We start from the raw sequence: 13,365 nt of genomic DNA on the forward strand, positions 1-13,365 counted from the left end.
GGGGAACACGTGAGAACAAGTCGTATGCGCGGTACGGCATTCGCCGCCGCGCTCGGCGTCGTGACGACGCTGTGCCTGTCGGGGGTGGCCGTGGCCGCCGGGCCCGGCGCGGACCGGGCGGGCAGCAGTGCTTCCGCCGGTACGGGCGGCCCGGTGGAGGGCACGGTCCGCAGGCTCGCGCTGGAGTCGAAGAGCGCCACGGAGGCGGCCGTCTCCGCGCGGGGCACCGAGCGCTTCGGGCTCATGGGCGTGTCCTGGAAGGACGCCTCCGCAGAGGTGCAGGGGAAGATCGAGGCCCGCAGCCGCAACGCCGTGACCGGGGTGTGGACGCCGTGGGTGGAGCTGGAGCCGCTCAAGGCCGGTCTCGACGGCGTCCGCCCGGGCGCGCGAGGTGCGACGGAGCCCGTGTGGGTCGGCTCCGCCGACGGCGCCGAGGTAAGGGTGGGCGGCGGCTCCGCCGCGCTGCCCGCGGGCCTGGAGCTGGACCTGGTGGACCCGGGCACGTCCGGGCGCGCCGGTGCGGCGAAGTCCGCGCCGGCGTCGGGCGCCCGAGCGGCGGCCGCCGCGGTGCCCCCCGGGCCGGAATCGACGGCGCCGCGACCGGACGTCGTCTCGCGCGCCCAGTGGGGCGCCGACGAGTCCCTGAACAACGAGGGCCCGATCTACCTCGCCGGCGGCAGGATCAAGGCCCTGTTCGTGCACCACACGGCGGCCTCCGCCCCGTACGAGTGCACCGATTCCGCGGCCATCGTCCGCGGTCTGCACGTCTACCACGTGAAGACCAACGGCTGGCGCGACCTCGGCTACAACTTCCTCGTCGACAAGTGCGGCACCCTCTTCGAGGGCCGTCAGGGCGGCGTGGACCAGCCGGTGATGGGCGCCCACACCTACGGCTTCAACTCGGAGTCGACGAGCGTCGCGGTCCTCGGCGACCACACGAGCGCCGGGGCCTCGCCCGCCGCGCTCGAAGGCATCTCGAAGATGGCGGCGTACAAGCTGGGCCAGTACGACGCCGACATGAACGGCACGACGACGCTGACCGCGGGCGCCACGCAGAAGAACTACGCCGGCACCGCCTTCACCGCCGGGCAGCCGTACCAGTTCAGGACCGTCTCCGGTCACCGCGACGGCTTCAACACCGAGTGCCCGGGCCACCAGCTGTACCCGCAGCTCGACACGATCCGCACGTCGGGCCCGGCGGCCAGGCTGAAGATCGGCGCCGTGAACGAGAAGGCCGTCGAGGCGGGCGCCACGGTGAAGACCCCGGGGCCGCTGGTGGTCGACTTCTCCACCAGCACGGCCGCGTCGCTGGTGAACTCGTTCGAGCTGCTGGTCGACGGCACGCCGGTGGCGTCGGTCACCGGTGACGCCACGCGGGTCGCCACCATGCTGGGCCTGGGCAGCCACCGGGTCCAGATCCGGGCGACCGCCAAGAACGGCAAGGTGTCCACGAGCCTCCCGGTCACCGTCGAGGCGGACGTCTCGGACGTCAAGTACGTGCCGGTCCTCCCCAAGCGCCTGATGGACACGCGCGAGGGCGTGGGCGCGCCGAAGGCGAAGGTCGGCCCCGGCGAGGTGGTGGCCCTGAAGGTCGCGGGCGTCCAGGGCGTCCCCGCGTACGGCGTGACGTCCGTCGCGCTGAACGTGACGGCGACCAACCCGACCGAGGCCGGCCACGTGTCGGTCTACCCGAACGGCGTGGCCCGACCCAGCACCTCCAACCTCAACTTCACCGCCGGACAGACCATCCCCAACCTGGTCGTCGTCCCCGTCCAGGACGGCATCATCCAGTTCTACAACAGCGCCGGCACCGTCGACCTGATCGCCGACATCAACGGCTACTTCCTCGCGAGCGGCGAGGGCGGCACCCACATGAACCTCGGTCCGAAGCGGATCCTGGACACCCGGGACGGCACGGGCGGCGCGCCCGTCGCCCCGGTCGGCCAGGGCCAGGTCCTGGACCTCCAGGTCTCGGGCCCCGCGGGCGTCGAGGGCGTACCGGTCGAAGGCGTCACCGCGGTGGTCCTCAACGTGACGGCGACCAACCCGACCACGGCCGGCCACGTGTCGGTGTACCCGAACGGCACGACCCGTACGAGCGCCTCGAACCTCAACTTCACCGCCGGGCAGACCATCCCCAACCTGGTCATCGTCCCCGTCGTGGACGGCAAGGTCAGCTTCTACAACAACGCCGGCAGCGTCGACCTCATCGCCGACATCACCGGCTACTTCAGCAAGTAGCCGGGTCCGGCGCGACGGCCCCCCGCCCTTCCGGGCGGGGGGCCGTTGCCCTACAGTCACCTGACGCACCGTCAGAACCGGCTGGAGGGACCGCCCCATGCGCCTCGGACTCGCACTCGGCTACTGGGGCCGCGGCCCCCACCCCGCCCACCTCGACCTCGCCACCGAGGCAGAAGCCCTCGGCTACGACTCGGTGTGGACCGCCGAGGCCTGGGGCTCCGACGCCTTCACCCCCCTGACCTGGATCGCCGCACACACCTCGCGGATCCGCCTGGGCACCGCCATCGCGCAGATGGCCGCCCGCACCCCGACCGCCACCGCCATGCACGCCCTCACCCTGGACCACCTCTCCGGCGGCCGGATGATGCTGGGCCTGGGCCTGTCCGGCCCGCAGGTCGTCGAAGGCTGGTACGGCCGCCCGTTCCCCGCCAGCCCGCTGACCGCGACCCGCGAGTACGTCGACGTCATCCGCCAGGTGCTGCGCCGCGAAGGGCCCGTCGCACTGGACGGCCGCTTCCACAGCCACCCGTACCGCGGCGCGGACGGGACCGGGATCGGCAAGCCCCTCAAGCCCATCACCCACCCGCTGCGCGCCGGCCTCCCGCTCCTGCTGGGCGCCGAAGGCCCCAGGAACATCGCCCAGACCACCCGGATCGCGGACGGCTGGCTGCCCCTGTACTGGTCGCCGACCCGCACCGACGTCTACCAGGCCTCGCTGGCCGACCTCCCCGAGGGCTTCATGATCGCGCCGATGGCGCGGGCGCACGTCTGCGACGACGTCGCCGAGGGGCTGCTCCCGGTCAAGGCCATGCTCGGCTTCTACATCGGCGGCATGGGCCACGCGGCCCGCAACTTCCACGCCGACCTGATGGGCCGTATGGGCTACGAGGAGGAGGCCCGCCGCATCCAGGAGCTCTTCCTCGCCGGCCGCAAGGAGGAGGCCGTACGGGCCGTCCCGGACGCGTTCGCCGACGAGATCTCCCTGGTCGGACCGCGCCAACGGATCGCGGAGCGACTGGAGCTGTGGCGCGCGGGCCCGGTGACGGACCTCCTGGTGACGGCCCCCGACCCGCACACCCTGCGCGTCCTGGCGGAACTGGCCGGCTGAGGGCCGCGCCGGGCAGGCTCAGCGGCGGTAGAGCGAGGCCGGCCCCGCCATCTTGGTGCACCCGCCGCCCGGGGCGACGGCACACACGAAGAGGCCGGCGCTGATCGCCGGCCCCTCGTAGTGGACGGCAACGGTTCCGGGCCCGCATACCGTCCCCGCGTCGTGCACGGCACTCGGGAAACCGAAGACGGCCTCCACGACCTGCACCCGGTAGCAGCCGGAGCCGGTGTTGGACAGGGCTCCCTCGACGGTGAGGGTCCGTGAGAGGACGTAGCCGTCCTCCCGGGTGACGGTGGTCCAGTGACTGGCCCCGCTGCCGTTCGCCGTCTGCAGGTTCAGCGACCAGGGCAGGGGCGTGGTGGTCACCGTGGCGGCGGCGGCCGACGGGGCCAGCGCGACGGCGGCGGCCGTGACGGCGGCGGCGGCGAGCGCCGTGGTACGGATGCGCACGGGCGTACTCCTTCGGACTCGGGGTGCGTTGCTCGGGCGACCATCGTGTGGCGCGCGCCCCGCCCCCTCAAGGAAATCCCGGACATCCACCGCCACCACCACGGAATTTCGGCGTCCGGTGGACGGGACGCCGTGAACGCGGTCAGTCCGGCTGCGGCAGGGCCTCCAGCAGCTCGCGCACATCCAGCGGCATCACGGCGATCTCGATGCTCCCGCCGCCGTCGTAGGAGCAGGTCACGATCCGCGAGCCGGGATTGATGGAGATCCCCTCCTTCAACGACGGGACCCGCAGCCCGCTCGCCCGCCCCCCGGGCAGCTCCACGGCCTCCCCGCGCTGGGGAACCCAGCGGGCCGCGCCCGCGTCGGCGTACAGCCGCCCCGGCCGCCAGCGCCCCGCCCCGGCCGGCTGCCGCGCCATCCCGGGAATCCCCGGCACGGGCGCTGTGGCCACCCGTGCCCGGTGCTTGCGCCGCACCAGCCACCCGACGCCGACGACCCCGCCGGCCAACACCACGTACTCGATCACCCGCCCATTGAAACAGCCCCGCGGCCGAGGGGGCGCTGACGCCCGCCCGGCCCGGGGCCGCACGGTGGTGGCGGCCGGCTAGCCGCCGAGCTGGGAGGCGCTCGGAACCTTGTTGGTCACCTCGGCGCCCGCGCTCCTGCCGGCTTCCTTCACACTGTTGATCACGTCGTCGAAGGACGAGATGTCGGCGTCGCCCGCCTCGCCCTTGCGCAGCTTGCTGCCGAGGCCCTTCAGCGACTCGATGCCCGCCGTCAGCGGGGCGATCGCCTTCGACAGCAGCGGGTCGCCCTTGGCGTTGTCGGCCGCCGCCTTCAGCCGGTTGTACGCGAACGCGCCCGCCAGGCCCGCCTTGATCAGTGCGAACGTCCGTCCCTTCGCGCCCTTCTTGAACTTCCCCTCGCGGTAGGGCTTGACGATCCACTGGTACGTGGCGCCCGCCGCGAGCGAGGCGTTGGCGACGAACCGCGTCTTGGCGAACTTCTGCTTCTCGGCGGACGTGCTCGGCGAAGGCGTCACGGCCGCCCGCTCGTCGGCCTCCGCCGCCGCCGGCTCCGCGGCGGCCAGCGCGGCCAACTCGCCCATCGAGGCCGCGGACAACTCCTCCCGCTGGGCGCCGCCACCGCTGCCGCAGGCGGTGGCACCGGCGAGCAGCGCGGTCGACAGGACCACCGCCGTGAGGGCGCGACGGAATCGGACGGTCGTGGGTACGGACACGGTTTCCTCCGGGGACTCAGGCGTCCCCCGCAGCCTCACCCCGCCCCCGCGGGCCCGCCACCCGGCGGACCCGTTCGGGTTTGCGACGCGCCCGGGCGGCAACACGCGCGGCATGACCTCACACACGCGAGTACGCACCCGAGGAAGCAGTCAGGCAGGCCGGGCCGTCGCGCTGGTGGCGGACGTGCTTGCCTTCGTGATCGTCCTGTGGATCCTGCTCTGGTTCCTGGACGCCAACCAGGGCAACGAGCTGGTCGGCTTCATCCACGACAGCGCCAGTTGGCTGGCCGGCTGGTCCTACGACCTGTTCACCTTCAGCCGCGAATGGGTCCAGGTCGTCGTGGGCTACGGCCTGGCCGCCGTCGTCTACGTCCTGGTCGGCCACGCCGTCGCCGGCTGGCTCTACCGCCGCTGACGCCGGCCCCGGCGCCGCCGCCCCGTCCGCGCCGCCCGTGCAGGTGAAGGGGCCCTCCCCGCCGACGGGCGGGAGGGCCCCCGGTTCGTCCGTCCGTCAGGTCCGGCTCAGCCGCAGCAGTCCGGCTCCAGCCCGGCCGGCAGCGAACCCCCGCCGAACACCTCGGTGGTCGCCTCGTCGCCGCCGAGCGCCGCGACGGCCAGCAGCAGCGACCCGGCGGTCCACGTCGTCTGCTCCACCGGCCACACCGCCTCGTCCTGGAAGACGTACCCCGTCCAGTACATGCCGTTGTCCGCGCGCAGGTGCCCGATCGACCGCAGGATCTCCAGCGCCCGGTCCGACTCCCCCGTCGCCCACAGCGCGAGCGCCAGCTCGCAGGACTCGCCGCCCGTCACCCACGGGTTCGGCAGGACGCACCGCACCCCCAGGTCCGGGACGACGAACTCCTCCCAGCGCCCCTCGATCCGCTCCTTCGCCTCCGCGCCCGTCAGAGCGCCCGCGAGGACCGGGTAGTACCAGTCCATCGAGTAGTGGTCCTTGTCCAGGAACCGCTCGGGGTGACGGCGTATCGCATGCCGCAGCGCGCCCGCCGCCAGCTCCCAGTCCGGCTGCGGCTCCTCGCGGTGCTCGGCGATGGCCAGCGCGCAGCGCAGCGCCTGGTGGATGGAGGACGACCCGGTCAGCAGGGCGTCCGTGACCGGCGTGCCGTCCGCCTCCCGCTTCCAGCCGATCTCGCCGCCCGGCTGCTGGAGCGACAGGACGCACTCCACGGCCGAGTAGACGCACGGCCACATGCGGTCGAGGAAGGTGTCGTCGCCGGTCGACAGGTAGTGGTGCCAGACACCTACCGCTATGTAGGCGGTGAAGTTGCTCTCGCGGCTGGCGTCCTGCGGCTCGGCGGTGTCCACGCCGTCGGGCCGGTCGGCGTAGGCCGCGTACCAGGAACCGTCCTGGTTCTGGTGCCGGGCCAGCCACGTGTACGCCCGCTCGGCGGCCTCGTGCTCACCGGCGGCGTCCAACGCCATCGCAGCCTCGGTGTGGTCCCACGGATCGAGGTGGTGGCCGCGGAACCACGGGATGGCGCCGTCGGCGCGCTGCACCGCAAGGATGCCCGCGACCGTCTGGGCGGCCTGCTCCGCGGTCAGTACGCCGTCCAGGACCAGGTGTTCGGTACGCCCGGGCGAGCTCACTGGGCCGCGCCGACGGGAAGGTGCGGCTTCGTCGCGTACGCCACGAAGCTCTTGCCGATGAGCGGGTTGAGGGCCTGCTCCGCGAGCCGCGTCGCGAGCGGCTTCTTCATGATGTCCCAGACCAGGAGCTTGTGGTACGCCTTCACCGGCAGCGCCTTGTCGTTGTCCACGCCGAAGGCGCACTTGAGCCACCAGTACGGGGAGTGCAGCCCGTGCGCGTGGTGCGTGCCGTACGGCTTGAGGCCCGCGGCCCGCATCTTGCCGAGCAGCTCGTCCGCCTTGTAGATGCGGATGTGGCCGCCCTCGACCTCGTGGTAGGCGTCGGACAGCGCCCAGCAGATCTTCTCCGGGCCGTAGCGCGGGACGGTTATGGCGATGCGCCCGCCGGGCTTGAGGACGCGGACCATCTCCGCGAGCACGCCCTTGTCGTCGTGGATGTGCTCCATCACCTCGGAGATGATGACGACGTCGAAGGAGTCGTCGGGGAAGGGCAGGGCCAGGGCGTCGCCCTCCATCGCGGTGGCGGTGGCGCCGGCCGGGGCCTCACCGGCCTCCTTCATCGCGGCGAACCACTTGGCGACCTCGCGGATCTCCTCGCCGTTGCGGTCGACGGCGACCACCTGGGCGCCTCTCCGGTAGCACTCGAAGGCGTGACGGCCTGCGCCGCAGCCGAGGTCGAGTACGCGATCGCCTGCGGCGAGCGGGAACCGGGAGAAATCGACGGTCAGCACGGGGTCCTGCCTTCGCGGTCGCGGGGGTGTACGGGGGTGGGGACGGTGTGGATCAGGCGGAAGGTCACCGCGCGCGGCGGCTGCGGGCGACCCGCGACGCCTCGATGGCGGCACGGTAGTGCGCGGCGGTCCCCTCGGCGGCAGCGGCCCAGGTGAAACGGGTCAGGACCCGTTCACGCCCGGCCGCACCGAGACGGGCCCGCAACTGCGCGTCGCCCAGCACCCGGCCCAGCGCGGCGGCCAGCGCGCCGGCGTCGCCGGGCGGCACGGCGAGGCAGGTCTCGCCGTCGGGGCCGGCCACCTCGGGAATCGCGCCGCCGGTGGTGGCGACGAGCGGGGTGCCGGTGGCCATGGCTTCGGCCGCCGGGAGCGAGAAGCCCTCGTACAGCGACGGCACGCACGCCACCTCGGCGCTGCGCACCAGGTCCACGAGTTCGGCGTCGGTGATGCCCTTGACGAAGCGGACGGCGTCCTGGAGGCCGTACGTCTCGATGGCGCGGGCCACGGGTCCCTGCTCGGCGCGCTTGCCGACGACGACGAGGTGGGCGTCCGGCTGCTCGGTGCGCAGCTTCGCGAGGGCCTCGACGAGGAACACGAGGCCCTTGAGCGGCACGTCGGCGCTGGAGGTCGTGACGATGCGGCCGGGCACCTCGGCCACGGACCCGTCCGGCGACCACAGGTCGGTGTCGGCGCCGATGTGCACGACGTGGATGCGCTCGTCCCGGACGCCGAGGTGGTCGGCGATCTCCTGCCGGGAGGAGCCCGAGACGGTCAGCACGGACGGCAGCTTGCGGGCCACGCGGCCCTGCATGCGGGTGAAGGCGTACCAGCGGCGCACGGAGGCCCGCTTCACGCGGCTCTGCGCGGCATCGAGGTCGAGTTGGCGGTCGACGGTGATGGGGTGGTGGATCGTCGTCACCAGCGGCGCGCCGAGGTCGCCGAGCAGACCGTAGCCGAGGGTCTGGTTGTCGTGGATGACGTCGAACTCGCCGGCCCGCTCGCGCAGATGGCGGCGGGCGCGCAGCGAGAACGTCAGGGGCTCGGGGAAGCCGCCGGTCCACATCGTCGCGACTTCCAGGGCGTCGATCCAGTCCCGGTACTCGTCGCGCTTGGGTGTGCGGAAGGGATCGGGTTGGCGGTACAGGTCGAGGCTCGGGAGCTCGGTGAGTGTGGCGCCCGTGTCGAGCACCGGGTAGGGCTGTGCGCCGATGACCTCGACGCGGTGCCCGAGGCGGACCAGCTCGCGCGAGAGGTGCCGGACGTAGACGCCCTGGCCGCCGCAGAACGGGTTCCCCTTATAGGTGAGGAGGGCGATGCGCAGCGGACGCTCGCCGTCGTCGGCGGGACCCGCGAAAGGGCTCGTCGCCACGGCCTCAGCGGTCACTCTCGGCCCCCTTCTCACTGCACTTTCGCCGGAGCGTAACCGCTCGGATAATGTAGAACAAGTTTCAGACTTGATCCGCCTAAGAGCATTGAATCTACCGGCCGGAAACCACACCGTAAGAGGTGGAGCAGGTGATTCGCGCCACGACCGCGGCGCCTGAGATGCTGGCTGCGGATCAGCCCGGAGCCAGCCCGCGCAACGACACGGAACGGGACACATGAGTGCGGAAGTGAAGGCCGTCACCACACCGGCGTCGCCTCCCCTGACGGAGCGCCAGGAGGCACGCCGCCGCCGGATCCTGCACGCGAGCGCCCAACTGGCCAGCCGGGGCGGCTTCGACGCCGTGCAGATGCGCGAGGTCGCCGAGGCGGCCGGCGTGGCCCTGGGCACGCTCTACCGGTACTTCCCGTCCAAGGTGCACCTGCTGGTCGCCACCATGCAGGACCAGCTCCAGCACATGCACACCACGCTGCGCAAGCGCCCGCCCGCCGGGGACGAGCCGGCGGCCCGGGTCGCGGAGACCCTGATGCGCGCCTTCCGCGCCCTCCAGCGGGAGCCGCAGCTGGCCGACGCGATGGTGCGGGCGCTGACCTTCGCGGACCGCAGCGTGAGCCCCGAGGTCGACACCGTGTCCCGTCTGACCACGGCGATCATCCTGGACGCGATGGGCCTGGAGCACCCGCCGACCGCGGAACAGCTGTCGGCCGTCCGGGTCATCGAGCACACCTGGCACTCGGCGCTGATCACCTGGCTGTCGGGGCGCGCCTCGATCGCCCAGGTGAAGATCGACATCGAAACGGTCTGCCGCCTGATCGACCTGACGTCGCCGGAAAAGTCCTGAAGCAGCCGCCGGGCGTCACACCATGATGGTGGTCGCCCAGGGGACGGCCGCGTTCCAGCCGGGCCAGAGGCTCTCGGGTTCGGCCCGGGCGGTCAGCACCACGAGCAGCGGGGTGCGGCCCGCCGTACGGATCACCTCGCCGACGCATTCCGGCACGCCGCCGCCGACGTCGTGCAGGTTCTCGGCGACCACCACCAGCGGCCGGTAGGGGGTGGCGCGGCGCAGGGCGGCGCGCAGGTCGTCGCCGAGTGCGGCGCCGTCCGGACCGGTGCGCACGTGCCAGACGGTGACCTGGCCGTCCTGGCGCAGCGTGCTCGCCAGCTCGGACAGGAGCCAGCCCTGGCCTCCCCCCGGCCCGCCGGCGAGGGTGACCACGTGCGGGCGCCGCTGGCGCTGCACCAGTGCCAGCAGGGCGAACAGCAGGTCCAGTTCGGGGTCGGAGGGGGAGGTGAAGTCGAGGTCCGGGCCGTCGGAGGGGAGCAGGGCGGGGTCCTGGTTGATGATCGCCTGGTGCAGGTCCCGCACCTCGCGACCGGGCTGGACGCCGAAGTCCTTGCTCAGCTGCTGGTGGAGCCGCTCGTACGCCCGCAGGGCCTCGGCCTGGTGGCCGGCCCGGTAGAGGGCGAGCATGAGGAGGTGGCAGGAGCGTTCCCGGGAGGGCTCGGCGGCCGCCCCGGCCTCCAGGCCGCCGATCACCTCGTGGTGGCGTCCGTTGCGCAGTTCCGCGTCGCAGTAGTCCTCGAACGCTGCGGTGCGGGAGCTGTCCACCACGGCGAGCTGCGGCCACTCGACGCCGGATTCGGCGAGTTCCTGCGCGGCCCGGCCCCGCCACAGTCCGAGCGCGGTACGCAGCAGGCGGGCGGCGCTCTCCGGCTGCCCGGCGGCCAGCGCCTCGCGGCCCTGGTCGGCGAGGACCCGGAAGCGTTCGAGGTCGAGGACCCCCGGCGCCATCCGCAGCATGTAGCCGGGAGCCTGGCTGACGAGTGAGGCGACGTGGGCCGGGACGGCTCCGCGGGCGAGTACGCCGCGCAGCGCCGAGATGGTGTTCTGCAGGACCTTGCGGGCGGTGGCCGGGGCGTCTCCGTTCGGCCAGAGGACCTGCATGAGGTCGCCGGTGGCGACCACCTGGTTGGCGTGGAGCAGCAGGAAGGCCAGGACGGCGCGCTGGTTCATGCCCCGCAGCGGGAGCGGTCCGGAGCCGGTGGCGATCTCCAGCGGCCCGAGGAGCCGGAAGGACACCCCCGGGTCCGCGGGGGCCGCGGGCCGGGCCGGGCTCCCGGCGGGCGGATTCGCCCTGAGGTGTGCCGGTCCCGCGCCCCGGGAGCCGGACTGCGGCGCCACGGGGCCGCGGGCCGCCGGAACGCGGCCGAGTGTTCGCGACATCGTCTGATTGAGCATGTCTCCCCCGAATTCAGCTGCCGTCGACACAGGCGTCGCCGGCCGATTTCGGCTGCGGCTCCGCCGTGCGTGGGGGAGTTTCGAAACGGGCCCGACATGGAGACATGCGGGGCCCGTTCCGTTGGCGCGATCGCACGGCTTCCCCCCGGTAAGCCTTCCGCGCCGCCGTGCACGAAATGTGCAGGACGGCTCAGAACTGCGATTGACCTGGGACGTTAGCAGACAGATCAATGGCGCCGACGATTACCCTACTCGCGGGTAACGGTTAGCCCCATAACGTCCCTCACCTCTGGACTGCTTTCGGCCACCTCTTGCAGCACCGCCTCCATGGTGTCGACGGACCGGGAGAAGAGCTCGCGACCGGACGGCGTGAGCCGGACGTCGAACCCCCTCCGGTCGCTGGAACACGGCTTGCGCTCGGCATATCCCGCGCCGACCATCTGGGCCAGCAGGCGCGAGACCTGCGGCTGACTGCGGGACGCGCGGGAGCTGAGCTCCCCCGCCCGGATCCAGCCATCCGCACGCGCCATCACGTCCATGATCTCGAAAGCGCTGGCACACAGGCCGTGGCGCTCGGACAGGACGCGCTCGGCGGCCTGGTTGATCTGCGCACAGGCCCGGGTCACGGCCACCCAGCGGGCGGTGAGAGCTGTTTCAGTCACGCTACTCATCGTAGGTTCACTGCCTCCTCTTGTCGATGCATACGCATGCATGTACTGTGCGGCACCAAGATCGATGCATTCGCATAAATCGTTAACACAGACGAAGGAGACGTGGTGACCGAGCAGACGCTGGCACCCCAGACAGCCGAGCAGGACGCGGCACGAACGCCCGCACAGGCCCCCGCCAAGGCCCCCTGGACCACACTGGTGGTGGTCGGCGTCGCCCAGCTGATGGTCATGCTGGACTCGACCGTCGTGAACGTGGCCCTCCCCTCGATCGGCGCCCAGCTGCCGGCCGATCAGACCGCCCTGCAGTGGACGATCAGCGGCTACGTCCTGATGCTCGGCAGCCTGCTGCTCTTCGGCGGCCGCGTCTCCGACGTCTTCGGACGCCGTCGCACCTTCCTCACCGGCCTCACCGTCTTCGCCGTGGCCTCCGTGCTCTGCGGCATCGCGGGCAACCAGGAACTGCTCGTCGCGGGCCGCGCCGTACAGGGCGCCGGCGCCGCACTGCTGTCCGCGGCCGCCCTGTCGATCATCCTGGAGGTCTACCAGGACGAGGAGCAGCGCAAGATCGCGCTGACCGCCTGGAGCGGTCTCGGCGTGATCGGCGCGACCATCGGCGTGGTGCTCGGCGGCCTGATCGTCACGGCGATCAGCTGGCGCTGGGCCTTCCTGATCAACATCCCGGTCAGCATCGCCGCCGGCTTCGGCGCCCTGCGCAGCATGCCGGCCCTCAACACCAGCAGCGGCCGCAAGCTGCGGCTGCCGTCGGCGATCGTGTCCACCGCCGGCCTCGCCGCCCTGTCCTTCGGCCTCATCCGGCTGCACGAGGGATTCGGCGACACGACGGCCTGGATCAGCATCGGCGCCGCCGCCGTCCTGCTCGCCGCGGTCACGTTCATGGAGATCGGCCAGGCCGATCCGCTGCTCCCGCTGCACCTGCTGCGCAAGCCCACCTACTGGCTGTCCAGCGTCGGCCTGCTCCTGGTGGCCAGCGTGATGATCAGCAGCTCCTTCCTGGCCAGCATGTACTTCCAGCGGGTCCACGAGATGAGCGCCTTCGCCACCGGCCTCTCCCTGCTCCCCATGGGCCTGGCCGCCCTCGTCGTCGCCCTGGTCGCGCCGTCGCTGGCGAACGCCCTGGGCCTGGGCGGGATGTACGCGGCCGGAGCCGCCCTCCAGCTGGTCGGCACGGGCATCCTGGCGACCGGCACCGACAGCGTCGCGCTGACGATCGTCGCCCTGGCCGTGATCGGCGCAGGCCTGCCCGCCTGCTTCGTCCCGCTCTTCGGCATCGGCACCTCGCACGTCAAGGTGGAGGAGTCGGGCGTGGGCTCCGGCCTGCTCAACACCTTCAACGAGACAGGTGCCGCCCTCGGCATCGCCGTCATCGGCACCATCCTGGCGACCTCGGTCGACGACCGCCTCGACGGCGGCGGTTCGGTCGCGGACGCGACCACCGCGGGTGTCGGCAACGGCTTCCTCGCCCTCGCCGTCTGCTCGGGCGTCGCCATCGTGATCGCGCTCGTCCTGCGGTCGCTGACCCGCGCCCCCGAGGGCGCCGAGGCCTGACCACCCCCCGCGGGAGGGGGCGTACGCGCCCAGCCTCCCGCCGCGAACAACCACACATCCCCCTGAACGTGGGCTTGCAGCCTCCCCCGGCTGCAAGCCCACTTCGCGTGGGGCGGAAGACCCGCGCACG

Annotated in this window: 13 protein-coding genes; 5 read left to right on the plus strand and 8 right to left on the minus strand. The window is 72.4% G+C overall.

Annotation, left to right across the window (positions count from 1 at the left end):
- Positions 1-24: 24 nt before the first annotated feature.
- Both AVW11_RS21235 and AVW11_RS21240 read left to right on the plus strand, forming a co-directional pair.
- A complete protein-coding gene (locus AVW11_RS21235; protein WP_076045332.1) occupies positions 25-2,241 on the plus strand; it encodes an N-acetylmuramoyl-L-alanine amidase in 2,217 nt (738 codons plus the stop codon).
- A gap of 97 nt (positions 2,242-2,338) precedes the next feature.
- Complete coding sequence (locus tag AVW11_RS21240) at positions 2,339-3,349, plus strand: LLM class F420-dependent oxidoreductase (protein ID WP_030852377.1); 1,011 nt, start codon at positions 2,339-2,341, stop codon at positions 3,347-3,349.
- Positions 3,350-3,367: 18 nt separating this feature from the next.
- Here the strand turns inward: AVW11_RS21240 and AVW11_RS37460 are convergent, their stop codons facing one another.
- The 3 genes from AVW11_RS37460 to AVW11_RS21255 form a co-directional block, all read right to left on the minus strand.
- Complete coding sequence (locus tag AVW11_RS37460; protein ID WP_060178286.1) at positions 3,368-3,799, minus strand: hypothetical protein; 432 nt, start codon at positions 3,797-3,799, stop codon at positions 3,368-3,370.
- A 142-nt stretch (positions 3,800-3,941) separates the two neighbouring features.
- On the minus strand, positions 3,942-4,325 hold the full coding sequence (locus AVW11_RS37170; RefSeq protein WP_051700622.1) for a hypothetical protein: 384 nt from the start codon (positions 4,323-4,325) through the stop codon (positions 3,942-3,944).
- A 78-nt stretch (positions 4,326-4,403) separates the two neighbouring features.
- Positions 4,404-5,039: a hypothetical protein gene (locus AVW11_RS21255; protein WP_030852360.1), complete on the minus strand. Its 636-nt coding sequence runs from the start codon at positions 5,037-5,039 to the stop codon at positions 4,404-4,406.
- A gap of 112 nt (positions 5,040-5,151) precedes the next feature.
- On the opposite strand from AVW11_RS21255, the gene AVW11_RS21260 reads away from it, so the two are divergent.
- Positions 5,152-5,454: a hypothetical protein gene (locus AVW11_RS21260; RefSeq protein WP_076045340.1), complete on the plus strand. Its 303-nt coding sequence runs from the start codon at positions 5,152-5,154 to the stop codon at positions 5,452-5,454.
- Positions 5,455-5,561: 107 nt separating this feature from the next.
- Here the strand turns inward: AVW11_RS21260 and AVW11_RS21265 are convergent, their stop codons facing one another.
- The 3 genes from AVW11_RS21265 to AVW11_RS21275 all read right to left on the minus strand — a co-directional run bounded on the left by AVW11_RS21265 (position 5,562) and on the right by AVW11_RS21275 (position 8,759).
- Positions 5,562-6,644, minus strand: a complete 1,083-nt coding sequence (locus AVW11_RS21265) for a prenyltransferase/squalene oxidase repeat-containing protein (RefSeq protein ID WP_076045334.1) — start codon at positions 6,642-6,644, stop codon at positions 5,562-5,564.
- The gene (locus AVW11_RS21270) at positions 6,641-7,375 is read right to left on the minus strand and encodes a class I SAM-dependent methyltransferase (protein WP_030852354.1); all 735 of its coding nucleotides are present in this window, start codon (positions 7,373-7,375) and stop codon (positions 6,641-6,643) included. The genes AVW11_RS21265 and AVW11_RS21270 overlap by 4 nt, the downstream gene beginning before the upstream one ends.
- 64 nt (positions 7,376-7,439) lie before the next feature.
- The gene (locus tag AVW11_RS21275) at positions 7,440-8,759 is read right to left on the minus strand and encodes a glycosyltransferase family 4 protein (RefSeq protein WP_076045336.1); all 1,320 of its coding nucleotides are present in this window, start codon (positions 8,757-8,759) and stop codon (positions 7,440-7,442) included.
- A 217-nt stretch (positions 8,760-8,976) separates the two neighbouring features.
- Between AVW11_RS21275 and AVW11_RS21280 the strand changes: the two genes are divergently transcribed.
- A complete protein-coding gene (locus AVW11_RS21280) occupies positions 8,977-9,600 on the plus strand; it encodes a TetR family transcriptional regulator (RefSeq protein ID WP_030852348.1) in 624 nt (207 codons plus the stop codon).
- Between the two features lie 15 nt (positions 9,601-9,615).
- Here the strand turns inward: AVW11_RS21280 and AVW11_RS21285 are convergent, their stop codons facing one another.
- On the minus strand, positions 9,616-10,839 hold the full coding sequence (locus tag AVW11_RS21285; protein ID WP_051700621.1) for an AfsR/SARP family transcriptional regulator: 1,224 nt from the start codon (positions 10,837-10,839) through the stop codon (positions 9,616-9,618).
- A gap of 407 nt (positions 10,840-11,246) precedes the next feature.
- Complete coding sequence (locus AVW11_RS21290; RefSeq protein ID WP_158076152.1) at positions 11,247-11,660, minus strand: MarR family winged helix-turn-helix transcriptional regulator; 414 nt, start codon at positions 11,658-11,660, stop codon at positions 11,247-11,249.
- 114 nt (positions 11,661-11,774) lie between these two features.
- On the opposite strand from AVW11_RS21290, the gene AVW11_RS21295 reads away from it, so the two are divergent.
- The gene (locus tag AVW11_RS21295) at positions 11,775-13,235 is read left to right on the plus strand and encodes an MFS transporter (RefSeq protein WP_060178290.1); all 1,461 of its coding nucleotides are present in this window, start codon (positions 11,775-11,777) and stop codon (positions 13,233-13,235) included.
- The last annotated feature ends 130 nt before the right edge of the window (positions 13,236-13,365 follow it).

It is taken from the genome of Streptomyces amritsarensis, from assembly GCF_001953875.1.
GTDB classification, from domain to species: Bacteria; Actinomycetota; Actinomycetes; order Streptomycetales; family Streptomycetaceae; genus Streptomyces; species Streptomyces amritsarensis.

Excerpts from the sequence above, each read along its gene's own strand:
- AVW11_RS21280 (WP_030852348.1), top strand. The coding sequence starts at position 8,977 with ATGAGTGCGGAAGTGAAGGCCGTCACCACACCGGCGTCGCCTCCCCTG.
- AVW11_RS21260 (WP_076045340.1), top strand. The coding sequence starts at position 5,152 with ATGACCTCACACACGCGAGTACGCACCCGAGGAAGCAGTCAGGCAGGC.
- AVW11_RS21235 (WP_076045332.1), top strand. The coding sequence starts at position 25 with ATGCGCGGTACGGCATTCGCCGCCGCGCTCGGCGTCGTGACGACGCTG.
- AVW11_RS21240 (WP_030852377.1), top strand. The coding sequence starts at position 2,339 with ATGCGCCTCGGACTCGCACTCGGCTACTGGGGCCGCGGCCCCCACCCC.